Consider the following 19,078-nt stretch of genomic DNA (forward strand, 5'->3'; position numbering starts at 1 on the left):
CCATGTACCTAAAGAGAATTCGTACGATTATTCCTGTCTATTGGGCCGGATTTGTTTCGGCCATCAGCTTTTTTGAAGCCTGGCTAAAGTTCCGTGCTGAAGGTGTTAGCCTCGATATTGGCTTGAGAATTGGAAAGCTCATCTTTTCCTCGTTGAATAAGGTGGAATTAATTTTCGCTGCATTAAGCTGGCTCCTTGTACTTATCGTCCCTCAAAAGCACAAAACATCCACCCTGAGCTTAAAACTTCTGCTCTCAACAGTCACGCTAGTGCTCTTACTCCAAACCATATGGCTGCTACCCCATCTATCTGCCCGTGCAGATATAATCATAGAAGGTGGGCACCCGACCAGCTCCCCCATCCATCTCCTTTACGGTGTTTTGGAAGTTCTAAAGGTTACATGTCTAATTGTGATGGCGTTTCAACTGACAAACAATGAGCAGAATTAGAAAAAATTACCGGATTGCAAGATACATTGTTTATCGACAGACGATCGTCGCGCCCAAAGATCATATATGGACTTTTATCGGGGCATTTACCGGCATTGGGCTTATCGGGCTGATCCACGAAACATTCAGCACATTTCAGATGAGTGACAAGGTCTTCCTGATTGGATCATTCGGAGCTTCAGCTGTCCTGATCTATGGTGCAACAAACAGTCCGCTGGCTCAACCCCGAAACCTGGTCGGAGGCCACTTGATCAGTGCCTTTATTGGCGTTACGATTTACAAATTGCTCTGTGGGGTGGATTTGCTTTGGCTAAATGCAGCATTGGCTGTTTCGCTATCAATCATAGCCATGCAATGCACCAAAACATTGCACCCTCCGGGAGGAGCCACTGCATTGATCGCCAACCTGGGCACTCCCAAAGTCATTGGATTGGGGTATTGGTACCTGGTTTACCCCGTTTCAACGGGAGTTACCATTTTGCTGACCATTGCACTCATTTCCAACAACATTCCCAAAGACAGGAGCTATCCGAACAACGAGTTGTTCAAAATACCAATAAAAATCAAAGCATATGAAAACTATCGGACTAATAGGAGGCTTGGGTCCCGAAGCAACGGTTGATTATTACAACCAACTAATTGACTCTTTTAAGCAAACCAACAACGGGAAACTGGACTACCCCGAGATGATCATTTACAGTGTCAACATGGATCATTTTATCGGCTTACTTGAAAAGGGTGAATTCGGGCTTGCTGCTGATTACATTGCCGGGAGCCTGAATAAACTATTGGCAGCGGGAGCAGACTTTGGTGCCATCAGTGCTAATACGCCTCACCTGCTATTCGACCAAGTTCAATCTGGAACAACATTGAAACTAATTAGTATTGTTGAAGCCTGCGTCCAAACTGCCGTTCAAATGAAACTGAAACGCTGCTTGCTGCTCGGAACGAAATTCGTCATGAAAAACCAGTTTTATCACGAACTGTTCCGCCGGCACGGGCTCGAAGTTATCAGCCCAAATGAATCTCAGATAAGCCAAATCAATCATCTCCTCTTTTCCGAACTGGAATTGGGAATCATTAAAGATGAATCCCGAAATCTTTTTCTGCATCTAATTGCCGAATTTAAAGCCAGCAATGATATCGACTCGGTTATCCTTGGCTGCACGGAACTTCCGCTGATGTTCCATGAAACAAACTACCTGGATATTCCGTTTCTAAACACCACCAAGATTCATGTTGAAGCCATAATTCAAGAATACTTTGCCCGGGATACCCGGTAATCCGATAGTAGAGAAATTCCCTGTCTAAAAATCGTGCTCAGGAAAAAATGAACCACAATTACTGATTCAGAGTAAAAACAACCAAAATACAATGTTATGAGTGAATTAATCAATAACTCACGCTATCGTAAAGAACGCTTAAAAGCATTGATCTTAAAACTACACAAAGGTGAATCTGCAGAAGAAGTTCGTCGCCAATTAATCGAGTCATTAACAAATATCCCCTACGGCGAAGTGGTTGAAGTGGAACAGGAACTCATGCAGGAGGGACTTCCTCAAGAAGAAGTTCTGAAACTATGCGATGTCCACGGTTCGGTTTTGGAAGGAAATGTTGATTTAAGCGGCGCAAAAGATATTCCGGAAGGTCACCCGATTGATGTGTTCACAAGAGAAAATATCGAATTGAAAAAAGTGGCCGACAAAGCGAAATGGGCATTGGGAGAACTGAATACCGTCAAGGACGAAGAGTTCCCTGCCTACATTTTTGGTTTGCAAGCCTTATTTAACCAACTGATGGACGTAGATAAACACTATCAGCGTAAAGAATACCTGGTCTTTCCCTATCTTGAAAAGAACGATATTACCGGCCCACCCAAAGTGATGTGGGGAAAACATGATGAAATCAGAGAACAGTTAAGGGGCTGCATCGAAGTCCTGCAAACAAAAGAATTAACAAAACCCGATTTGGCAGAATCTCTGGAATTGCTCTTCTTTCCAAGCTTACAGGCATTGACCGATATGATCCAAAAGGAAGAGGAGATTCTTTTCCCGATGAGCATGGACGTATTGACAACCGAAGACTGGTGGCACATTCACAAACAAACACTTGAATTTGGTTTTTGCCTGTACGATCCTGCTGTTGAATGGCTGCCGGAAGGCCTAAGCACAGAAAAAGAGGAAACAGGCGTCTCCACGGACGGCAGTATTCAGTTACCTTCGGGAAGCTTTACCGCGAAAGAGATCATGGCTATTCTGAACTCTGTGCCTTTCGATATGACCTTTGTGGATAAGAATGACAAGGTAAAATACTTTACACAGGGGAAAGAGCGCATTTTTGTCCGCAACCGCTCCATTATCAACCGCGATGTACGACTCTGTCATCCGCCCGGAAGTACACACATTGTTGAGAAAATACTGGATGATTTCAAGACAGGAAAAGCATCGCACGCACCGTTCTGGATTCAGATGAAAGGCAAATTCATCAAGATTGAATACTTCGCCCTGCGTGATGATAACGGGGAATACCTCGGCACACTGGAAGTGTCCCAAGACCTGACAGAAAACAGGGCACTGGAAGGTGAAAGGAGAATTCTGTCTTATTCAGATGAAAAGAAATGAAGCTATGGAAAAATTAATTATAACCCCGAAAACAAAAGTATACGACCTTTTGGAGGCTTATCCCCAATTGGAAGAGACCCTGATTGACATCGCCCCTCCGTTCAAAAAGCTCAAAAACCCGGTACTGCGTAAAACCATTGCCCGGGTAACCACACTGGCCCAGGCGGCCATCGTTGGCGGTGTAAAGGTGGAAGAAATGATCACCAGACTCCGATCTGAAATCGGGCAAACATCCGTGGAAACGATCATTGAGGAGACTGGTAATTACATCACAGAAAAGCCCCAGTGGTTCGACCAGACAGAAATTACCCGGACAATCGATATTCGCGAAATACTGAACGCCGGTGAGCAGCCGGTCCACGAGGTCCTCTCTGTCATAAAAGGATTACAGGGTAACGAAACACTAAAGGTTGTCGCACCCTTTATCCCTGCTCCGTTAATCGATAAATCGCTAAGCCTGAATTACCACCACTGGCTGGACAAAAAAGGAGAAGACGAATATTGGGTCTATTTTAAAAACTAACTGAATGTCAGAATTTACAAATACCAAACAAGGGCGAATTGAAAAGTTAAAAGAGGTTTCGAAACAGATACTTGAAACAGGTAATGCTCATGCATTTGTCGTCGAAAACGAAACCTTCATTCCGACAGTGATTCCAAGCGATTTCATCACTCTTTTTGATGAAATCATTCGGGACGGCTACCCGATGGAAGATATTAAAGTATTGACCAACAAACTGCTTAATATTTTCCACCTCCCCATCCTGAATTTCGAACGGATTACACCGGAACCTGATTCGTTTTTAGGAATTCTGGAGCGAAACAATGGTGAAATGGAGCTTCTGCTGGATCAAATTCGCCCGGTTTTTAAGGCTTTTGTAAAAGATTCCGGAGATAAAAAAATCCAAACAGAACTTATCGGGCTCTTCACCGAGCTTGAAATATTCGCCAAGCATTATACCATTAAGGAAAATGTGCTCTTCCCTGTCATCGAGCAAACCTGGCCCGACTACCGCTGCTTAAAGATTATGTGGTCGTTTCATGACGATATCCGCCAAAATATAAAAACTGTATTAACGCAGTTACGGAACGGAAATATTCAATTAAGATCTTTCAAAAAGTGCGTGGGCGATATCTTCTTTAATATGCATGCTATCAAGTTCCGGGAAGAACGAATTTTGTTTCCATATATTCTTTCAACCATCGGTGAAAATCAACTTAAAAGCATGAACCGCCAAGGCTTTGATATTGGCTATCCCTATATCAAACCGGCTCTCAAACCAAGCGCAAAATCAGAGACCGGATTTGAAGGAGATGTAATCAATCTTGGAACCGGTAAACTGAACGTTGAACAGGTAAGGCTTATTTTTAACCACCTGCCGGTCGACATCACTTATGTAAACGAAAACAACGAGGTTTGCTATTTTTCTACACCGCCAAAGCGAATTTTTCCGCGCACCACAGCCATTATCGGACGTAAGGTGAGCAACTGTCATCCGCCCGAAAGCGTTCATGTTGTAGAACAAATTGTAGAATCCTTTCGGAAAGGAGAAAAAGATCATGCCGACTTTTGGATTAACATGAAAGGCGAATTTATTCTCATTCAATACTTTGCCGTTCGGGATCAGCAGGGAACCTACAAGGGTGTGATTGAGGTATCCCAGGAAATTTCAGGGATTAAGGCATTAGAAGGAGAAAAGAGACTGTTGGACTGGTAAGAGCACGATTGATATGCAGTGGCGCACCGACACGTGTTTTTGTGGCCTACTGTTGTTATTTCTTTATATCTTCTGAGCTGTAGCCTGTCTATTAGATGTTTTATCAGCCTATCAAATCTTACAATTATGCTTTTGAACGATTAATCGCACTTGGCCCAGTTCTAAAAACTTTTTCCAAAACTAAAATGTTGAATAAAATAGAACAAACAGGCAAAACGTTATCGTGCTGTCACTGATTTTTTAGATGGAGTAGTGTAATCTCGCGATGAGCCCAGAGAATCAGGGCGGGCACAATTGACGCGGAAGTCAAAATAAAATGAGAGCCTTCCGATTTCTAACCTACTTTTAATTCATTAAAACTAAATCATCATGTCGAACAACACCGTAATATTACATCGCGTTCTGACGACTTCTCCCGATAAAGTGTTTCGGGCTTTTGCTAATTCAGATGCCTATGCCTCGTGGCTGCCTCCTCATGGCTTCATTTGTAAAATACATCAAATGGAGTTTCGAGAAAAAGGAAGCTACAAAATGTCTTTCACCAATTTTTCGACTGGCAATAGCCATTCCTTCGGAGGCGAATTTCTGGAAATAAAGCCCAATGAATTTATCAAATACACCGATCAGTTTGACGATCCCAATTTACCCGGAAAGATGATCACAACAGTCCGGCTGACAAAGGTTTCATGCGGCACCGACTTGCATATTGTGCAGGAAGGAATCCCGGCTGTTATTCCGGTAGAGATGTGCTACCTGGGATGGCAGGAATCATTAGAAAAATTAAAAAAACTGGTGGAGCCGGAGATTCCGGATGCATGATCGCTAAAGCCTGAAATAGAAATCGGATGAAAAATAACTTATTACGAATGGACAACGTCGGCATTGTCGTAGAATCACTCGATGAGGCCATTTCTTTTTTTACCGAGCTTGGACTGAAACTGGAAGGACGTGCCATGGTCGAAGGCGAATGGGCCGGGCGTGTTACCGGTTTGGGCGACCCAAGCGTTGAGATTGCCATGATGGTCTCCCCCGATGGACATAACAGGCTTGAACTCTCGCGATTTCTTAAACCTTCCGTCGTTGCAGATCACCGGAACGCCCCGGTTAATACGCTCGGTTACCTGCGTGCCATGTTTGCCGTTGAAGATATCGATGATGTGGTAGACAGGCTCGGCAAACACGGAGCTAAACTGGTTGGCGAAGTCGTCCGGTATAAGGACTCGTATCGGCTTTGCTACATCCGCGGTCCTGAAGGGCTGCTTATCGGGCTGGCCGAACCGCTTAGTAATCGTTGAGTGACCAAGGATTAGGAAAATCCATTATCATTCAATCCGCTGTAAAAGAACTCGCCAAGTGATAATTTTAAAAACACCGGTTAAGATGAGAAAATTAATCATGTGGAACATCATCACGCTTGATGGTTATTTTGAAGGAATAGAAAACTGGGACTTATCCTTCCATGATACTATTTGGGGACCCGAACTTGAGCAACTCAGTATTGAACAGCTAAATTCGGCTGACTACCTCGTTTTTGGCCGGGTAACCTACGAAGGTATGGCCGCTTACTGGAAAACGGAAGAAGGAGAAATTGCAGAACTCATGAATAAGATCCCCAAACTCGTTTTTTCGAAAACATTAAAATCTGTTGCATGGAACAACTCAACCCTTATTACAGAAAATGCTTCTGACGAAATTTCCAGATTGAAGCAGGAAGGTAACGGAAACATGTATTTGTTTGGAAGCGCATATCTTGCTGGATCATTTATTAATGCCGATCTTTTTGACGAATATAGAATTGGGATCGCTCCGGTTATTCTGGGCGGTGGTCGACCTTTGTTTAAACAAGGAATACAGCCTAAAAAATTATCTCTTATCTCGACTCAGCAACTTTTGAACGGCGGAGTCCTTTTAAAGTATTCAAAACCGCCTAAAGATACTTGACTATTCGTTCTAATTCTATACTCAAAAAAACAAAAGTATTACTGGTTAATATCACCGCTTATTCACTATCTGTGCAACGATCCCTGTTTCAGCCGATCTAAAAATACAGTGATGCAAATAGGGAATTTCGTCTCTTGTACAACTGCCTTTATATTAACAACTTCAATTCGGAACTAAAAAACTTCAGACTCAACTTGAATTCAGATACAATTTGAACACAACACAAACCGTTTTATTATCGTTTTCCGAGCCAAAAATTCATACAATTACAATGCCCCGAACAGAGAACCTCCATTTCATGGAAAGCCTGGGATTAATGATTATTTCTCATCGCAATTTGCTCAACAAGGAAACTATTGGACGAATAATTACAGAAATTAAAGCGATCCCCTTTATGCGAGAAGATTGTTTTGTCCTGATCGACATTCGAAAGGCAATAATTGAATTGGATTCGGACGAAATCGCAGATCTGAGCAATTTTGTTTATGAACATTTGGGACACACCAGTCTTCGGAAATTCGCGATCCTGTCACCGAATGCACATTTAAGCAAAACCGTTCAGTTTGTTAGAAATTATAAACACTCCTCCAAATACCAGGTTTTTACAACGCTTGAACCGTTGTTAAACTGGCTAAAGATACCCCAATCAAGAAAACGCCAGATTCAAATCAAGCTGGATCATTTTAACCAACTGAACTAAAGACTCAACATTTATAATCCAGGGCTATTTTTCGATGTAAGCAAAAAAGGGGAAATTCGCCTTTCGCTTAGTCTTCCCCTGGCAACATGATAATAATCGCCGGCGAAGGCTCGTCAATGTCGTAGGTCGATACAATAGCCTTCACAGTAACCAACCGGGTTCCCGGCTCCGATTAAAGTTCTTGTTTCTCATTATCCAGCCAACTCATTTCTGCCGGAAGTTGAAACTGCACCTTGAAAAACAATAGTACACCACCCTTTGACTTTCGTGCATGGACGGCGAACATAAACAAGAGATCCCATAACCTGCCATCCAAATCTTGATGATTCATTCCAACAGGAACTTCAACATAGCGATCCCAAACAGTTCGAATCACTAAAACCTGATACACAATACCGGCTTCACTGCTAAAGATAAAATCAACTTTTACTAATACGCCATCTTCAATAGGTTGCTAAGTTGTGTAAGAAGAAATAATTTGAAACTCTTTTGACATATGAAATACCCTTGCCCTAGGGATTTTTGTTGGCATCTGGCTCGCCGGTTTAACTCAAATTTTGAGTTTCTACCATTGAGCTGTCATGGATTAAGGCAAGGGGAACGCGAGAGCGTGATTCAAATGCCCTTGTCTGTTCCGTTGAGCGTAGATAACTTAGCCTGCAATTTTAAATGGAGTGGTTTTATCTTTCAAAATGAAACGAACAAAAAAGGGGCATTGACCTACCCCTCAAAATTCAAACAACAATTGCTGCCCGATTCCCATTGCTGATCTTGGATGATCAACGAACTCAAGCTTCTTTTCCTGTATTCTCAGAACCATAAAACTTTGCGATTCTGTAATCTCCCGGATATACGGTACTCCATGTTCAGGGTGAAGCTCTATTCGCCAACCCGCATAAAAGCGGTTCGCTAGCGTATCCATCCAACAGACCTCACCTAAGAGTCCGTTCAAACAAAGGTTAATCACACTCATCATTGCGCAGGTTCGATCGATATCGGCTCCGAAAAACAAACAGTCGCGCTTTATCTTTGCCGCAGCCAGCAGCATCCGACCGGAACCGCAGCAACAATCGGCAACCCGCTCTCCAAAGCCGGCGGGATTTAACATCCGGGCCATTAATTCACAGACCGGTTCCGGAGTAAAGAATTGCCCGTTGTGTCCGTGACTGATGTATTCCATATAAAAATCACCGAAGCCGTCTTTCAGGCCTGTTCCGTTATTGTCCATTTCCAGGACCAATGCCCCAAAAGCTTCGGCCATCAGGTAGGCATCCGGCTTCTCGTAATTCCGGACAATTTCGTGGTACCGATCTTCTTTTGCACCTAAGGATAAGGCGCAAACTGTCATCTCAAGGAAATCATCAAAAACAGAATTCAAACCGTACTTGTAAGCGATTTGAAGAATATATTGGGAAAAACCTTTTAACTGATTCATAATCGTCGATTTTAAGTTTTCAATTGTGATTAGCTGCAATGAAAAAGCGAAGGCTAACTTGCCTTCGCTATCTGTGGAACTAACCGATTACTACCAGCCGGTCGCGGTTCGGATTGATGTTCCAAAATGTAATCGACAGCTTTCTGAGCCATGGAGGACGCAATCAACAGCATCTTCTTATCTTCCTTAAACTTGCGAATCCAGCTTTTGATGTATGCAGCGCTGTTATCTATCGTAGTGTTTTGGATACCTGCCTGGTAGCATAGAAAGGACGCTCCCATCTCGGCTACAAGTTCTTCTAAGGCGTAACAACCATCTTTAGAATCAAATTTAAAACCGGCAAGTTTTTCATGTCTGCCTGTCCTGTTGATATCCCCTGTACTGTGGCAACATTCGTGGAAAAGTACGCTATGGAACTGTTCATCCTTGAAAAATGTCCTTGGATTGGGCATTCCAATATAATCCCCGGAAGGTGAATAAAAGGCATGTGACTGGTCAAACCTGATCTCCGGACAATCCTTCCAACACTTGATAACCTGTTCAGCCTGTGCAATCGGGTCGAAATCATGGTCATGAGCTTCTGATGACGGAATCTTACCTTCGTCAATACCTTCGGTTTGTTTTAGGTTGAAAACGGTGTAATACCTCAGAAATGGAACTTGGTCAATACTCCCGTCCTTTTCTTCTTTTTCCAATATCTTCCAGAAAACAACAGGGAAGCCCTTCTCCCCTTTCAAAACATGACCTCCAAGTTCTTTGACCTGGTTAAAGGTGAGGAAATACGGTGATCCGAATTTGTCACGCAACAGTCAGTAGTAACCAGAAGTTCAATCCCCGGTAAACCTTCCGGTGAATCATATTCTGCGGTAAACCGTTTTCTACTTTCCACGGCATCTGCCACGGAATAACACCTTTTTCCAAACGTTCAATAATCAGGTTGGTAACCATTTCATAAATATCAAATGAAGATTTCATAGGAATCCGCTGCTGCCCTGCAGACTTATTTCGGCACCCTCTTTAACCAAGGGAATCTCTGGCACGCCATTAAACTTAAATTTTTGGCGTACCTCCATTGAGCTGTCCCGGATTAGGTCAACGGGGGTGTATGTCATTCCGATAATAATCGGAATGAACGCATCCGAAGGAAACGAGCCACGAAAAGCCTGCCCGGCTTGCGCGGTCAGACGGGCGAGTTCCCCTTTACCGTTCCGGGAAGCGTAAATAACTTTGACAGAAATTTGAGTGTAAAAAGCAAAATATAACCCAACAAGAAAAATATCTAAAAAACAGCGTCTTTGACTTTCACAAACTCATAGGAAGAACTGTACGAAACAAACGAGAGCCTGGAGTCGTTGTCTTGAAATTGAAATCAGGCAACTGACACTCAAAGAATCACGATCCAACACGCTATAAAAACGAACAAAAAAAAGGGGAAATTCCCCTTTTGCTCAATCTTCCCCTGGCAGCATGATGAAAATTGCCGGTGAAGAATTATCAATATCATGAGCTGAAACAAAAGCCTTCAATGTAACCAACCGGGTTTCGGATTCCGATTGGAGTTCCCGTTTCTCATTATCCATCCAACTCATATCTGCCGGAAGCTGAAACAATACCTTGAAAAACAAAAGTGCACCACCTTGTGACTTTCGTGCCTGGACAGCAAACATGAACAATAAATCCCACAACCGACCATCCAAATCCGGATGATCCATACCATCGGGTTTCCTGATGTACCTGTTCCATACCGTTCCGGTCATTAGCACCGGGTAAACATTTCCTGCTTCTTCCGAAATCTTGTCATCAACTGCAACCAATACACCATCAGCAAGAGCTTGCTTGGTTGTGTAAGAAGAAATGATTTGAAACTCTTTTGACATATGAAATACCCCTGCCCTGGGGATTTTTGTTGGTATCTGGCTCGCCGGTTAAACTCAAATTTTGAGTTTCTACCATTGAGCTGTCACGGATTAAGGCAAGGGGAACGCGGCAGCGGGATTAATATACCCTTGCCTGTTCCGGGAAGCGATTAATATCTTTCTGAAAAATTGAGTGGAAACCCTAAAAAATACTATTGGTTCCTATGGGATAAGGCTAATAATTCCTCTGCCATTCGAGATAAACTCCAGAAGAACGCCGACTAAACAAATCCCGACCCACACCAACACACCGGAGGTTCGGTATTGAATCCATGAAACTCAGGTCATGTCCGCGACCAAGTACCAACACATCATCGTGCCTTTCCAGATAAATTTCCAGCTCCTGTTCGGTTTGAAATACAGGAATTCTTTTCTGCGCATAAAATACAAAAGCATGGTCAAAGTCCTTATAGGCAACCACCTCCTCATGCGACCGGACAAGTTCTCCATACTTTTGAATCGGCGACTGATCATCAATCACCTGGAACGGCTTCCAGAAAATAATCAATGTTGTCGCCATAAAAGCAATCGCTATTGAAAGCGCTCCGTATTCAACGGATTTTCGTCTTGCCACTAAAGCAGCGATGGCGCCGATAGGCAATAGCAATAGCAACCAGGCATTCCAGCCAATATTCTGCAAAGGCGGCGTACTCTTCAGAAAAAAGAAAATGCCAACCGGCATCAATACCGCAACAAATACAATAATATAAGTTTCGATCCGGGATTTGCGAAATGATTCCCGATCGTTGCTCAGTCCTGCAATGAAACTTCCAATCAGCAAGCTTAAAAAGGGATAAGCCGGTGAAGTATAATTAATCAGTTTTGTTTGGGAGAACGCGTAGAAAATAACCACAACCAAAGCCGACAACGCTCCCATCACCATCAACGAATTACTTTTTCGTTGCTTCCAGACTTCTTTAAATGCTCGTATTGCAAAAACCGAAAACGGAAGCATACCTGCCAACAAGAATACGAAAGGCATTACAAACGGACCACGATGCCCTTTTAGTCCCTCGTCAAAACGATTCAGGTTATGTTCCAAAAAGAAAGCCCGAGTCCATTCACCACCTGTCTTAACATGCACGGCGTAGTACCACGGTACAGCCACAAGTGCGACCAACAGAACTCCCCACCAAGGTTTCAGCTCAACTATCCGTTTCCAACTCAATGTTTTTGTTATTAACATGAAAAGCAAATAGGTTAAACCAGGCAACAGCAGTCCAACCGGCCCTTTAGCTAAAATGCCCAGTCCCAAGAAAACGTACATTAGGGCAAACCATTTCCAACGACGTGAATACCATCCTTCGTAGAAAAAATAAATCGAAAGCGTATGACAAAGAATGAGATACGGATCGGGGGTCGCAAGCCGAAATTGAATAATGACATGCATCGAGGCCAGCAAGGTCAATGCCGACCACAAAGCAGCCTTTTTCCCCAAACGGCGAAGTGCGATCCAAAAAGTAGCCAGCACAACGAACAAGCCACAAATAGCAGAAAAAAGGCGGGCTCCTGCTTCATTAACCCCCAATAACCAATAACCAGCCATCATTCCATAATACTCCAAGGCCGGTTTATCTGTCCGAAGTTCCCCATTGAAAGTTGGAACAACCCACTCGCTGCTTTCCATCATTTCACGGGCACATTCCGCGTTCCGCGCTTCAGCAACCTGAAATACGCTGGTTCCTCCCAAAAACGAAAAAAACAAAAGTCCACTCAACAGCAAAACAAATAAGAAATACCTCATACTTTAAGTCTTACTAAAAAAAGTTCAATTCCATTTTGATAAAAGCTGTCTTTCAGATACACATTCAACCTTGCTGTCCATCAACGAAAAAGTAAATAAGGCCATCGGTATTCCAGTTTCGCTATTTTACCATTCACCTGAACAACCGCTCTCTTTCGTAACTTGTCTATTCTGAGTGGTAGTCATTTTCCGACGCCTTGCTCTAATAGCTCACCCCATTTCGTCAAATTGAGTTCAACTATTAATGAGTCACTTCTCAACTTCACTTCATAACCGGAGAAATCAATGGCGCACATTGCACTTGCTCCGATGATGGAATAATGAGGATAATTCTTATGAACAGCGCACCGAACAGTGATTGGGAGTTCCTCTACCTCAATCTTCGTTTTTATTTTCAACACATTACCCTTTTTATCAAAGCACGCGGTCACAAGCTGTTCTCCCAGATTGAAATCCGCATGCCACACGTTCTTGTATTGTTGCCAATGAATATTCCTGGCATCCACAAATCGCGATTCAAACGAATCCAGGATCTGACAATTGGGCGACTGAAAAACCTGTTCGGCTGTAACAATCGTCAGTGGAATCATAAGCCATACAAGAAGTTTCATGTCATTCAGCTTTTATCCGATCCAAACTTAAGGTTCAATTCTAAAGGAAATCTGAAGCGTACTTTTAGAAGGCTAGTTGGTTCTTTACGAATACCGAATGCGTACTGCTACAAAATTTTAGATGGCGAGCGGAAATTATTCGTGTTTCTCCGTAAGATTTCCCTGCGAGTCAGACAAAACTTCCTTTTTCACGCTCCCTTTTTTCAGGGCAAATTCATAACCGTCAAAGGAAGGGGATTGGATGGCTTCAATCTCTTGAATTTTATAATCGCTGTATTTATTCAACAAAGCTGATTTTACAGAATTTGGCAGGTCATTTAGCTTGAGCTCTCTTTCTGTTTCGAGCCAATTCCCGTCAAGATCAAACGATGCAGACATTTTCTGATCATTCAAAACGAACTCAGCTTCCCATTCAGAGGCATCTTCTTTGCTCCAGCTAATTTTTTTCGCATTTGTAAACTTGTTTTGGAAAGTTTGCAAAACCTTTTGTGGAGGATTTCCGGCAAAAACGATTGAGCAAAACGCCCAAAGAATCATGGTCAGTGAAAGTGTTTCCATATTCTTATTTTATTGATTTACACCTAAACTTAAACTACGATTCTAAAGGAATCCTGAAGCGCAGAAATTAAATTCTGCTCGTGTTACTTCCGATCTAATCTCGCTCAATCAATCCCAGGAAAGTTGGCAAAGCAATCAGCAACACAGGCAAGGCAAATACCAATCCTCCGATAACCGCGATGGCCAGCGACTGGTGCATTTGTGCCCCGGAACCAATACCGAGAGCAAGTGGTAACAAGGCCATGATGGCACTGAGTGCTGTCATTAGTTTCGGGCGCAAACGGATTGAAATCGAATAAACGATCGAATCTCTAACGCTTTCTCCTTTTTGGCGCTCTTCCATGTATTGCAGGTAGGTAAAAATAGAAGCCTCCCCTACGATCCCAATAATCATGATGATTCCCACATAACTACCAACATTCAACGGCACATTCAGGAGATAGAGTAGCAATCCGCTTCCGGCTGGGGCCAGCATCACCAGGAAGATAAGTAGCAGCGCTACCTTTATTCTTCGGAACAAAAAAAGGATGATTGTAAAGACGAGTACGCTGGCCAGAATCAGGATAAGCATCAGCTCTTGAAATGCCTGTTGTTGTTCTTTGTAGGCGCCACCGTATTCTAGATTCATTCCCGGTGGCAGGTTTATTTTCGTGCGTATTTCTTTTTGAATATCAGCCAGGGTACTTCCCAAGTCCCGGTTATTCAGTCGAGCTGTAATGTAATCCACACTTTTCAGGTTTTCGCGATTCATTTCTGCTACGCCTTGTGACAGGCTAACATCAGCAACCCGTTTCATTGGCACCAGTTGCCCGTCGGGCAGGAAAATCTGAGATTCCTTTAGTGCATCAACCGTCGTCCCTAAACGATTGGGATAAATCATTCGCACATCGCACATTTGTAACGACTCCTGAATATTGCCGACCACAATTCCCCCCAATTGAGTTTGCAACTGGTACTGAAAATTATCGGGCGTCAGGTTAAAACGATTCAGTTTGGCCTCGTCCGGTTCTACAACAACCGAAGGACCGGCGATGGTGATCCCGTCAAACACATCGGCAGTGCCGGGTACGTGATCAACAACATCGGCGATCTTTTGGCTGTATTCCTCCAGTTGCTTGGTGTCGTTGCCAAACAGTTTGATTTCAATAGGCTGGGTTGAACTCATCAAGTCGCCAAGCATATCCCCAATCACTTGCCCGAAGTCGACAGTTAAAGCCGGAATCTGAGCCTCGATTCGGGTACGGATGTCGTCAATAACTTCTTCCGTTGTTCGTTGCCGTTTGGTTTTCAACTTGATCAGGTAATCACCGCGGTTCGGTTCTGTAATGAAGAAGCCCATTTGAGTACCGGCCCGACGGGAATAACTTTCCACTTCCGGCATGCTCGTGACGATTTGATCTGCTTTTTGCAGCATCAGGTCTGTTTCGTCCAGCGAGGTTCCTGGTGGACTGTTGAAATCAAGCACAATGGAACCTTCATCCATTTCCGGCAGAAAACCGGACGGTAAAGCCGGGTAAATGACGAAAATTGCCACGATCATGGCAACGACCAACGCAATGGCAATGTATGGCCTTTTGAGGAAAAACAGCACCCAGTTTTGCTTCCGCACTTCTGCTGTTTTCAAGTGCTTTTCGCGTGTGTTACCGAAGAAAATCAGATAGAGCACCGGCAACAGCAACCAGGTAACCAGGAAAGATGCCGTCAGCGTAATAATCATGGTTTGCGTCATGATATTAAAGTAGGCACCGGCAACGCCTGTCATCAGCCCAAAGGGTAAAAAGATGACAATGGTACTCAACGATGATCCCACCATGGCAGGCAACAGGTATTTGATGGCTTTCGGAACCACCGTCCGATAGTTTTCCTCCGGATGTTCTTCGTGCGTTCGGTGAATCTGCTCCACCACCACAACCGCATCATCGATTACCAAGCCGATAGCGGCGGCAATGGCACCAAGCGTCATAATATTCAGGTTGAAACCAAAAGCTTTCATCGCGATAATCGTCAGCAGCAATGAAACCGGCACGGTAATCAGGATGACGATACTGCTTTTGAATGAGCGCAGAAAGAGTATTGTGACAATGATGGCAAGCAGGATCCCCACCCAAAGCACGTCGCGAATACTCTTGATGGTCGTGTCTACAAAATCAGCCTGGTTGTAATAGGGCACCATTTTAACCCCCTTGGGCAATAAATGGCTGTTCAATTCATTCACGCGTTGCTTCAGTTGTGCGTCCATATCCGACAAGTTCGCTTCAGGCTGCTTCATCACCGCGATCAACGGAACATCTTTGCCATTTGCCTTGATCTTCAGGTACTCAATTTGTCCGTCAATTTTTACGTCGGCTACATCCTTCAAAAGAACAGTGCTGTTTCCGGTACTTCTGACGACCGTTCTTTCCAATTGCCCGAGATCTTTAACCGCGGCATCAGTCAGAGAAAGGTAAAGTCGGTGATTGTCGTTCAGGTAGCCGTTGGAGCGGATGAAGTTTGTCTGGCTAAGTGCCGTACCAATTGTTTCAGGTGTTATGCCCAATGCACTCATTTTTTCGGGGTTCAGCACTAACTGATATTCTTTATTTCGGCCACCGGTAACGGCAACTTCCCGAATTCCGTCGATTTGCTCCAGGTAGGGCTTCACCGTATATACAGCGATTTTCTTCAATGCAACCGGACTAAGATCACCTTCCAGCGAATAACCGGCAGCAGCCAAAATCGAGGGGTTCATCTTTTCAATCACCACTTTCAGGTCTGCAGGCAAATCTGTTCGGCTTTCGCTGATCCGGGCATCGATTTGCTGCCGAGCCAGGTCAATATCCGCGTCCCAATTGAAGAACGCTGAAATCTCGCAGGTTCCGCGCGACGTTGTTGATTGAATCATTTGGAGATTTTCACTCTTTTTGATTGCCTCTTCCAGTGGACGCGTAACCGTGATCAGCATTTTGTCAACCGGTTGCTCGCCATTGTCAGCAATGATCTTCACCTTGGGAAACGTAACGTTAGGCAGCAGTTCAACCTTCATTTGGCTATACGAATAAAGCCCCACAGCGATAATGATAAGGAAAATAATTCCCAGCGGACTCTTAAACTTATGATAGAAACTTTCTTTCAATTGCATGATGAATTACAAAAATGTGGTTTGACCAGCGTTCCCGCAGGTTCTCATTCTAATTCTTGATGATTCGCACAATAGCGGTATCCGGCAGACCGTATCCTCCCTCAGATACTAACCGATCCGCATTGGTTATTGGAGAATCCAGAAGTTGAACAAGACTATCGGTCTCCTGCCCCTTCGTTACCGGAATCTTTATGCAAGTGGTATCGTTAACCAGCTTCATTACCCAAAACTCCGTTTGCAGCTCGTTGCCTTGCAAAGCACTTTTCGGAATCCACAAAGCATCCAGCAATTTGCCTGTTTCAAATTGAACCGAAAGACTAATATTTTCAGCCAGGCTAAACGCATTCGTAGGTTTGATAATAAAAGGTTGAGTTTGGTTTTGCACGGTAGCCGAGGGCCACTGTCCAATCACCTTACCTGCAGCCGTCTCCCCATCCGGCAAAAGAATCGTGCAGTTCATGCCTGTTCGAACTTTTCCCAGCTGCTCGGCAGGAACATCAATGACAATACGCATGGAGTTTGTCCGAATGCAGGTAGCCAGCACATCGCCGGCTTGTACAAAGTCCCCTACCTGCACGTTCAGGCTCGACACGGTTCCATTCAGATTTGAAAAGGTAGTGTCCTGAAACGCATTGAAATCTTCGTCGTTAAAGCCTGATTTCTGAAGCGCAGCTGCCTCCATGGGCTGAACGATAAACAGCGGTTGTCCGTCAGAAACAGTTCCGGCGACCTGGCACCCGACACTTTTGAGAATACCACTGACCTGCGCCCGAAACGTGTTGGATTGCAAGTAGCGGGTGGTCCCTTTAAAAGTTGACGTTTGCTCAATCGTAGCAATCACAGGTTGGGTAACATTCACATCACTTTTGACCTCTGTCTCCGCCTCCTGCTCCGAAGTCGCTGATGTACATGCTGTCATCGCGATCACGAGCAGTACCAATCCGTACGAGGCACGCCGAAAGGCGTTAGTGGTTCCAGTAATTGTATTCATTGATCAATTTCTTTAGCGTAATTTCTTTTTGAACGACGGCCTGATTCACATCGCTGTATTTTTTCAGGTAGGCCACAAAATCAATCACACTGATTTGGGCACGCTGCAGTTCGTCGCGGTATAAATTCAGTAAGGCGTCGTATTGCTGTTGTATTTGTTTTTGCTGAGCCAACTCATCCTTCGCTTTTTCGATGGTCTGTAAGTAGGCATTTGCCTGGCTTCGGACTTCTTTTTGTTTCAATTCCTTTTGGGTCGCAGCTTCGTCAATAGCCAGCATCTGCTGCTGCTCATTGATCTTTTTCTGATGCCCGTCAAAAAGCGTGTACGACAAATGCACACCGGCACTCAGTCCCAGATGGCGCTCAATAGACGGGATAGAGGTTGAATTCAAACCAGAATTGGCAAACAGGTTGATTTGAGGTCGATACTGGTCGTTGAAAATATCCGTTTGATTGGCTGCGGCCAGGCTGTCTTGCTCGTAACTTTGGGTAAATAACGAGTTGCCGGTTACCGGAGTACTCATCTCCATCGTCGGGTTTGTCAAAAACCCGGCTTCCGTATTCTGAATGCCACAGGCAGCTTTCAGTTGTCGAACTGCCAGTTCCAGATCATTAACCGAGCTTTTCAGCAGAACAGAATCAGATTGCAGCTCCAACTCCAGTAACTTATAATCCGAAATCCGGTACATTCCTTTGCGGGTCAATAATTTGACAAGCTGAATCTCTTCGTTCAAAAGCGCCGTATTTTTCTCGTTGTTTGCGACTGTCGCTTGGTTGCTCAATGCATCAAAGTAAAGTGTACCTACAGATTGCTGTAATTCAGCCCGAATTGTTTCCAAACGAATAGTCAACTTCTTCTTCGCAAACTCATTCTGTAGCTGACGGTGGTTGACTTCAGCGCCCTTTAACACAGGAATATCAATATTGAACAACGCTGAATACAAGCCACCATTAGTAATCCCAACATCGTAGCCAATAGCCTGATCGGAAGGTGCTATGTCTACCAGTTTACCGTTGTTGTTAAAATAAGGAGCAAACAAAACATCGCTGGTCAAGTACATTTTCGGCGATTGCAATACCGCTGAAATCATCTGATTTTCGAGATCATATTGTCTCAGCTGGGTTTTGATGGAAATGGCTTCCGGATTATTGATCATCGCACTGTCGACAAATGCTGAAAAAGTGCTCTGCGCCTGTGTGTTAATTGACCACAGTAGCAGCGATAAAAAACTAAGCTTGCTTATCGAATCAAATTTATCTTTGAAATACTGTATCAT

Annotated in this window: 20 protein-coding genes; 10 read left to right on the forward strand and 10 right to left on the reverse strand. The window is 44.0% G+C overall.

The window, feature by feature from the left end; genetic code table 11:
- The first annotated feature begins 2 nt into the window (after positions 1 to 2).
- From GJV22_RS11620 to GJV22_RS11665, 10 genes are all read left to right on the forward strand, one after another.
- Positions 3 to 449, forward strand: a complete 447-nt coding sequence (locus GJV22_RS11620; RefSeq protein WP_163713341.1) for a hypothetical protein — start codon at positions 3 to 5, stop codon at positions 447 to 449.
- Positions 436 to 1,071 (forward strand): HPP family protein, encoded by a 636-nt coding sequence (locus tag GJV22_RS11625; protein WP_163713344.1) that lies wholly within the window; start codon positions 436 to 438, stop codon positions 1,069 to 1,071. The genes GJV22_RS11620 and GJV22_RS11625 overlap by 14 nt, the downstream gene beginning before the upstream one ends.
- Positions 1,022 to 1,732, forward strand: coding sequence for an aspartate/glutamate racemase family protein (locus GJV22_RS11630; protein WP_163713347.1), 711 nt, complete (start codon positions 1,022 to 1,024; stop codon positions 1,730 to 1,732). The genes GJV22_RS11625 and GJV22_RS11630 overlap by 50 nt, the downstream gene beginning before the upstream one ends.
- Before the next feature lie 96 nt (positions 1,733 to 1,828).
- Positions 1,829 to 3,070 carry a DUF438 domain-containing protein gene (locus GJV22_RS11635; protein WP_163713349.1) on the forward strand — a complete coding sequence of 414 codons (1,242 nt, stop codon included), beginning with the start codon at positions 1,829 to 1,831 and terminating at the stop codon, positions 3,068 to 3,070.
- Between the two features lie 4 nt (positions 3,071 to 3,074).
- Positions 3,075 to 3,593 carry a DUF1858 domain-containing protein gene (locus tag GJV22_RS11640; protein ID WP_163713352.1) on the forward strand — a complete coding sequence of 173 codons (519 nt, stop codon included), beginning with the start codon at positions 3,075 to 3,077 and terminating at the stop codon, positions 3,591 to 3,593.
- Between the two features lie 4 nt (positions 3,594 to 3,597).
- Positions 3,598 to 4,788, forward strand: coding sequence for a DUF438 domain-containing protein (locus GJV22_RS11645; protein WP_163713355.1), 1,191 nt, complete (start codon positions 3,598 to 3,600; stop codon positions 4,786 to 4,788).
- 369 nt (positions 4,789 to 5,157) lie between these two features.
- Positions 5,158 to 5,607: an SRPBCC family protein gene (locus GJV22_RS11650; protein WP_163713358.1), complete on the forward strand. Its 450-nt coding sequence runs from the start codon at positions 5,158 to 5,160 to the stop codon at positions 5,605 to 5,607.
- A 47-nt stretch (positions 5,608 to 5,654) separates the two neighbouring features.
- The gene (locus GJV22_RS11655; protein WP_238480320.1) at positions 5,655 to 6,083 is read left to right on the forward strand and encodes a VOC family protein; all 429 of its coding nucleotides are present in this window, start codon (positions 5,655 to 5,657) and stop codon (positions 6,081 to 6,083) included.
- Positions 6,084 to 6,168: 85 nt separating this feature from the next.
- Positions 6,169 to 6,729, forward strand: coding sequence for a dihydrofolate reductase family protein (locus GJV22_RS11660; protein ID WP_163713364.1), 561 nt, complete (start codon positions 6,169 to 6,171; stop codon positions 6,727 to 6,729).
- Positions 6,730 to 7,000: 271 nt separating this feature from the next.
- Entirely contained in the window at positions 7,001 to 7,429 is a 429-nt protein-coding gene (locus tag GJV22_RS11665) for a hypothetical protein (protein ID WP_163713367.1), read from the forward strand.
- Positions 7,430 to 8,156: 727 nt separating this feature from the next.
- On the opposite strand, the gene GJV22_RS11670 is transcribed toward GJV22_RS11665, so the two are convergent.
- From GJV22_RS11670 to GJV22_RS11715, 10 genes are all read right to left on the reverse strand, one after another.
- On the reverse strand, positions 8,157 to 8,864 hold the full coding sequence (locus tag GJV22_RS11670; protein ID WP_163713370.1) for an N-6 DNA methylase: 708 nt from the start codon (positions 8,862 to 8,864) through the stop codon (positions 8,157 to 8,159).
- Between the two features lie 53 nt (positions 8,865 to 8,917).
- Positions 8,918 to 9,670 (reverse strand): ArdC family protein, encoded by a 753-nt coding sequence (locus GJV22_RS22320; RefSeq protein WP_163713373.1) that lies wholly within the window; start codon positions 9,668 to 9,670, stop codon positions 8,918 to 8,920.
- On the reverse strand, positions 9,663 to 9,839 hold the full coding sequence (locus tag GJV22_RS22325; protein WP_163713376.1) for an ArdC-like ssDNA-binding domain-containing protein: 177 nt from the start codon (positions 9,837 to 9,839) through the stop codon (positions 9,663 to 9,665). The genes GJV22_RS22320 and GJV22_RS22325 overlap by 8 nt, the downstream gene beginning before the upstream one ends.
- Positions 9,840 to 10,312: 473 nt before the next feature.
- On the reverse strand, positions 10,313 to 10,741 hold the full coding sequence (locus tag GJV22_RS11685; RefSeq protein WP_163713380.1) for a DUF6573 family protein: 429 nt from the start codon (positions 10,739 to 10,741) through the stop codon (positions 10,313 to 10,315).
- Between the two features lie 214 nt (positions 10,742 to 10,955).
- Entirely contained in the window at positions 10,956 to 12,524 is a 1,569-nt protein-coding gene (locus GJV22_RS11690; protein ID WP_163713383.1) for an ArnT family glycosyltransferase, read from the reverse strand.
- Between the two features lie 182 nt (positions 12,525 to 12,706).
- Positions 12,707 to 13,135, reverse strand: coding sequence for a hypothetical protein (locus GJV22_RS11695; protein WP_163713387.1), 429 nt, complete (start codon positions 13,133 to 13,135; stop codon positions 12,707 to 12,709).
- Between the two features lie 135 nt (positions 13,136 to 13,270).
- Positions 13,271 to 13,693: a PepSY-like domain-containing protein gene (locus GJV22_RS11700; protein WP_163713390.1), complete on the reverse strand. Its 423-nt coding sequence runs from the start codon at positions 13,691 to 13,693 to the stop codon at positions 13,271 to 13,273.
- Positions 13,694 to 13,787: 94 nt separating this feature from the next.
- Entirely contained in the window at positions 13,788 to 16,811 is a 3,024-nt protein-coding gene (locus GJV22_RS11705; RefSeq protein WP_163713393.1) for an efflux RND transporter permease subunit, read from the reverse strand.
- A 49-nt stretch (positions 16,812 to 16,860) separates the two neighbouring features.
- A complete protein-coding gene (locus GJV22_RS11710; protein WP_163713396.1) occupies positions 16,861 to 17,802 on the reverse strand; it encodes an efflux RND transporter periplasmic adaptor subunit in 942 nt (313 codons plus the stop codon).
- A complete protein-coding gene (locus GJV22_RS11715; RefSeq protein WP_163713399.1) occupies positions 17,777 to 19,078 on the reverse strand; it encodes a TolC family protein in 1,302 nt (433 codons plus the stop codon). Before GJV22_RS11715 ends, GJV22_RS11710 begins: the two co-directional genes overlap by 26 nt.

The sequence above is a fragment of the Mangrovibacterium lignilyticum genome (assembly GCF_010882175.1).
Lineage (GTDB): Bacteria > Bacteroidota > Bacteroidia > Bacteroidales > Prolixibacteraceae > Mangrovibacterium > Mangrovibacterium lignilyticum.

Excerpts from the sequence above, each read along its gene's own strand:
- GJV22_RS11695 (WP_163713387.1), bottom strand. The coding sequence starts at position 13,135 with ATGAAACTTCTTGTATGGCTTATGATTCCACTGACGATTGTTACAGCC.
- GJV22_RS11705 (WP_163713393.1), bottom strand. The coding sequence starts at position 16,811 with ATGCAATTGAAAGAAAGTTTCTATCATAAGTTTAAGAGTCCGCTGGGA.
- GJV22_RS11640 (WP_163713352.1), top strand. The coding sequence starts at position 3,075 with ATGGAAAAATTAATTATAACCCCGAAAACAAAAGTATACGACCTTTTG.
- GJV22_RS11635 (WP_163713349.1), top strand. The coding sequence starts at position 1,829 with ATGAGTGAATTAATCAATAACTCACGCTATCGTAAAGAACGCTTAAAA.
- GJV22_RS11630 (WP_163713347.1), top strand. The coding sequence starts at position 1,022 with ATGAAAACTATCGGACTAATAGGAGGCTTGGGTCCCGAAGCAACGGTT.
- GJV22_RS11670 (WP_163713370.1), bottom strand. The coding sequence starts at position 8,864 with ATGAATCAGTTAAAAGGTTTTTCCCAATATATTCTTCAAATCGCTTAC.
- GJV22_RS11650 (WP_163713358.1), top strand. The coding sequence starts at position 5,158 with ATGTCGAACAACACCGTAATATTACATCGCGTTCTGACGACTTCTCCC.
- GJV22_RS11655 (WP_238480320.1), top strand. The coding sequence starts at position 5,655 with ATGGACAACGTCGGCATTGTCGTAGAATCACTCGATGAGGCCATTTCT.
- GJV22_RS11625 (WP_163713344.1), top strand. The coding sequence starts at position 436 with ATGAGCAGAATTAGAAAAAATTACCGGATTGCAAGATACATTGTTTAT.
- GJV22_RS11710 (WP_163713396.1), bottom strand. The coding sequence starts at position 17,802 with ATGAATACAATTACTGGAACCACTAACGCCTTTCGGCGTGCCTCGTAC.
- GJV22_RS11700 (WP_163713390.1), bottom strand. The coding sequence starts at position 13,693 with ATGGAAACACTTTCACTGACCATGATTCTTTGGGCGTTTTGCTCAATC.
- GJV22_RS11645 (WP_163713355.1), top strand. The coding sequence starts at position 3,598 with ATGTCAGAATTTACAAATACCAAACAAGGGCGAATTGAAAAGTTAAAA.
- GJV22_RS22325 (WP_163713376.1), bottom strand. The coding sequence starts at position 9,839 with ATGAAATCTTCATTTGATATTTATGAAATGGTTACCAACCTGATTATT.
- GJV22_RS11665 (WP_163713367.1), top strand. The coding sequence starts at position 7,001 with ATGCCCCGAACAGAGAACCTCCATTTCATGGAAAGCCTGGGATTAATG.
- GJV22_RS11715 (WP_163713399.1), bottom strand. The coding sequence starts at position 19,078 with ATGATACAGTATTTCAAAGATAAATTTGATTCGATAAGCAAGCTTAGT.
- GJV22_RS11660 (WP_163713364.1), top strand. The coding sequence starts at position 6,169 with ATGAGAAAATTAATCATGTGGAACATCATCACGCTTGATGGTTATTTT.
- GJV22_RS11685 (WP_163713380.1), bottom strand. The coding sequence starts at position 10,741 with ATGTCAAAAGAGTTTCAAATCATTTCTTCTTACACAACCAAGCAAGCT.
- GJV22_RS11690 (WP_163713383.1), bottom strand. The coding sequence starts at position 12,524 with ATGAGGTATTTCTTATTTGTTTTGCTGTTGAGTGGACTTTTGTTTTTT.
- GJV22_RS11620 (WP_163713341.1), top strand. The coding sequence starts at position 3 with ATGTACCTAAAGAGAATTCGTACGATTATTCCTGTCTATTGGGCCGGA.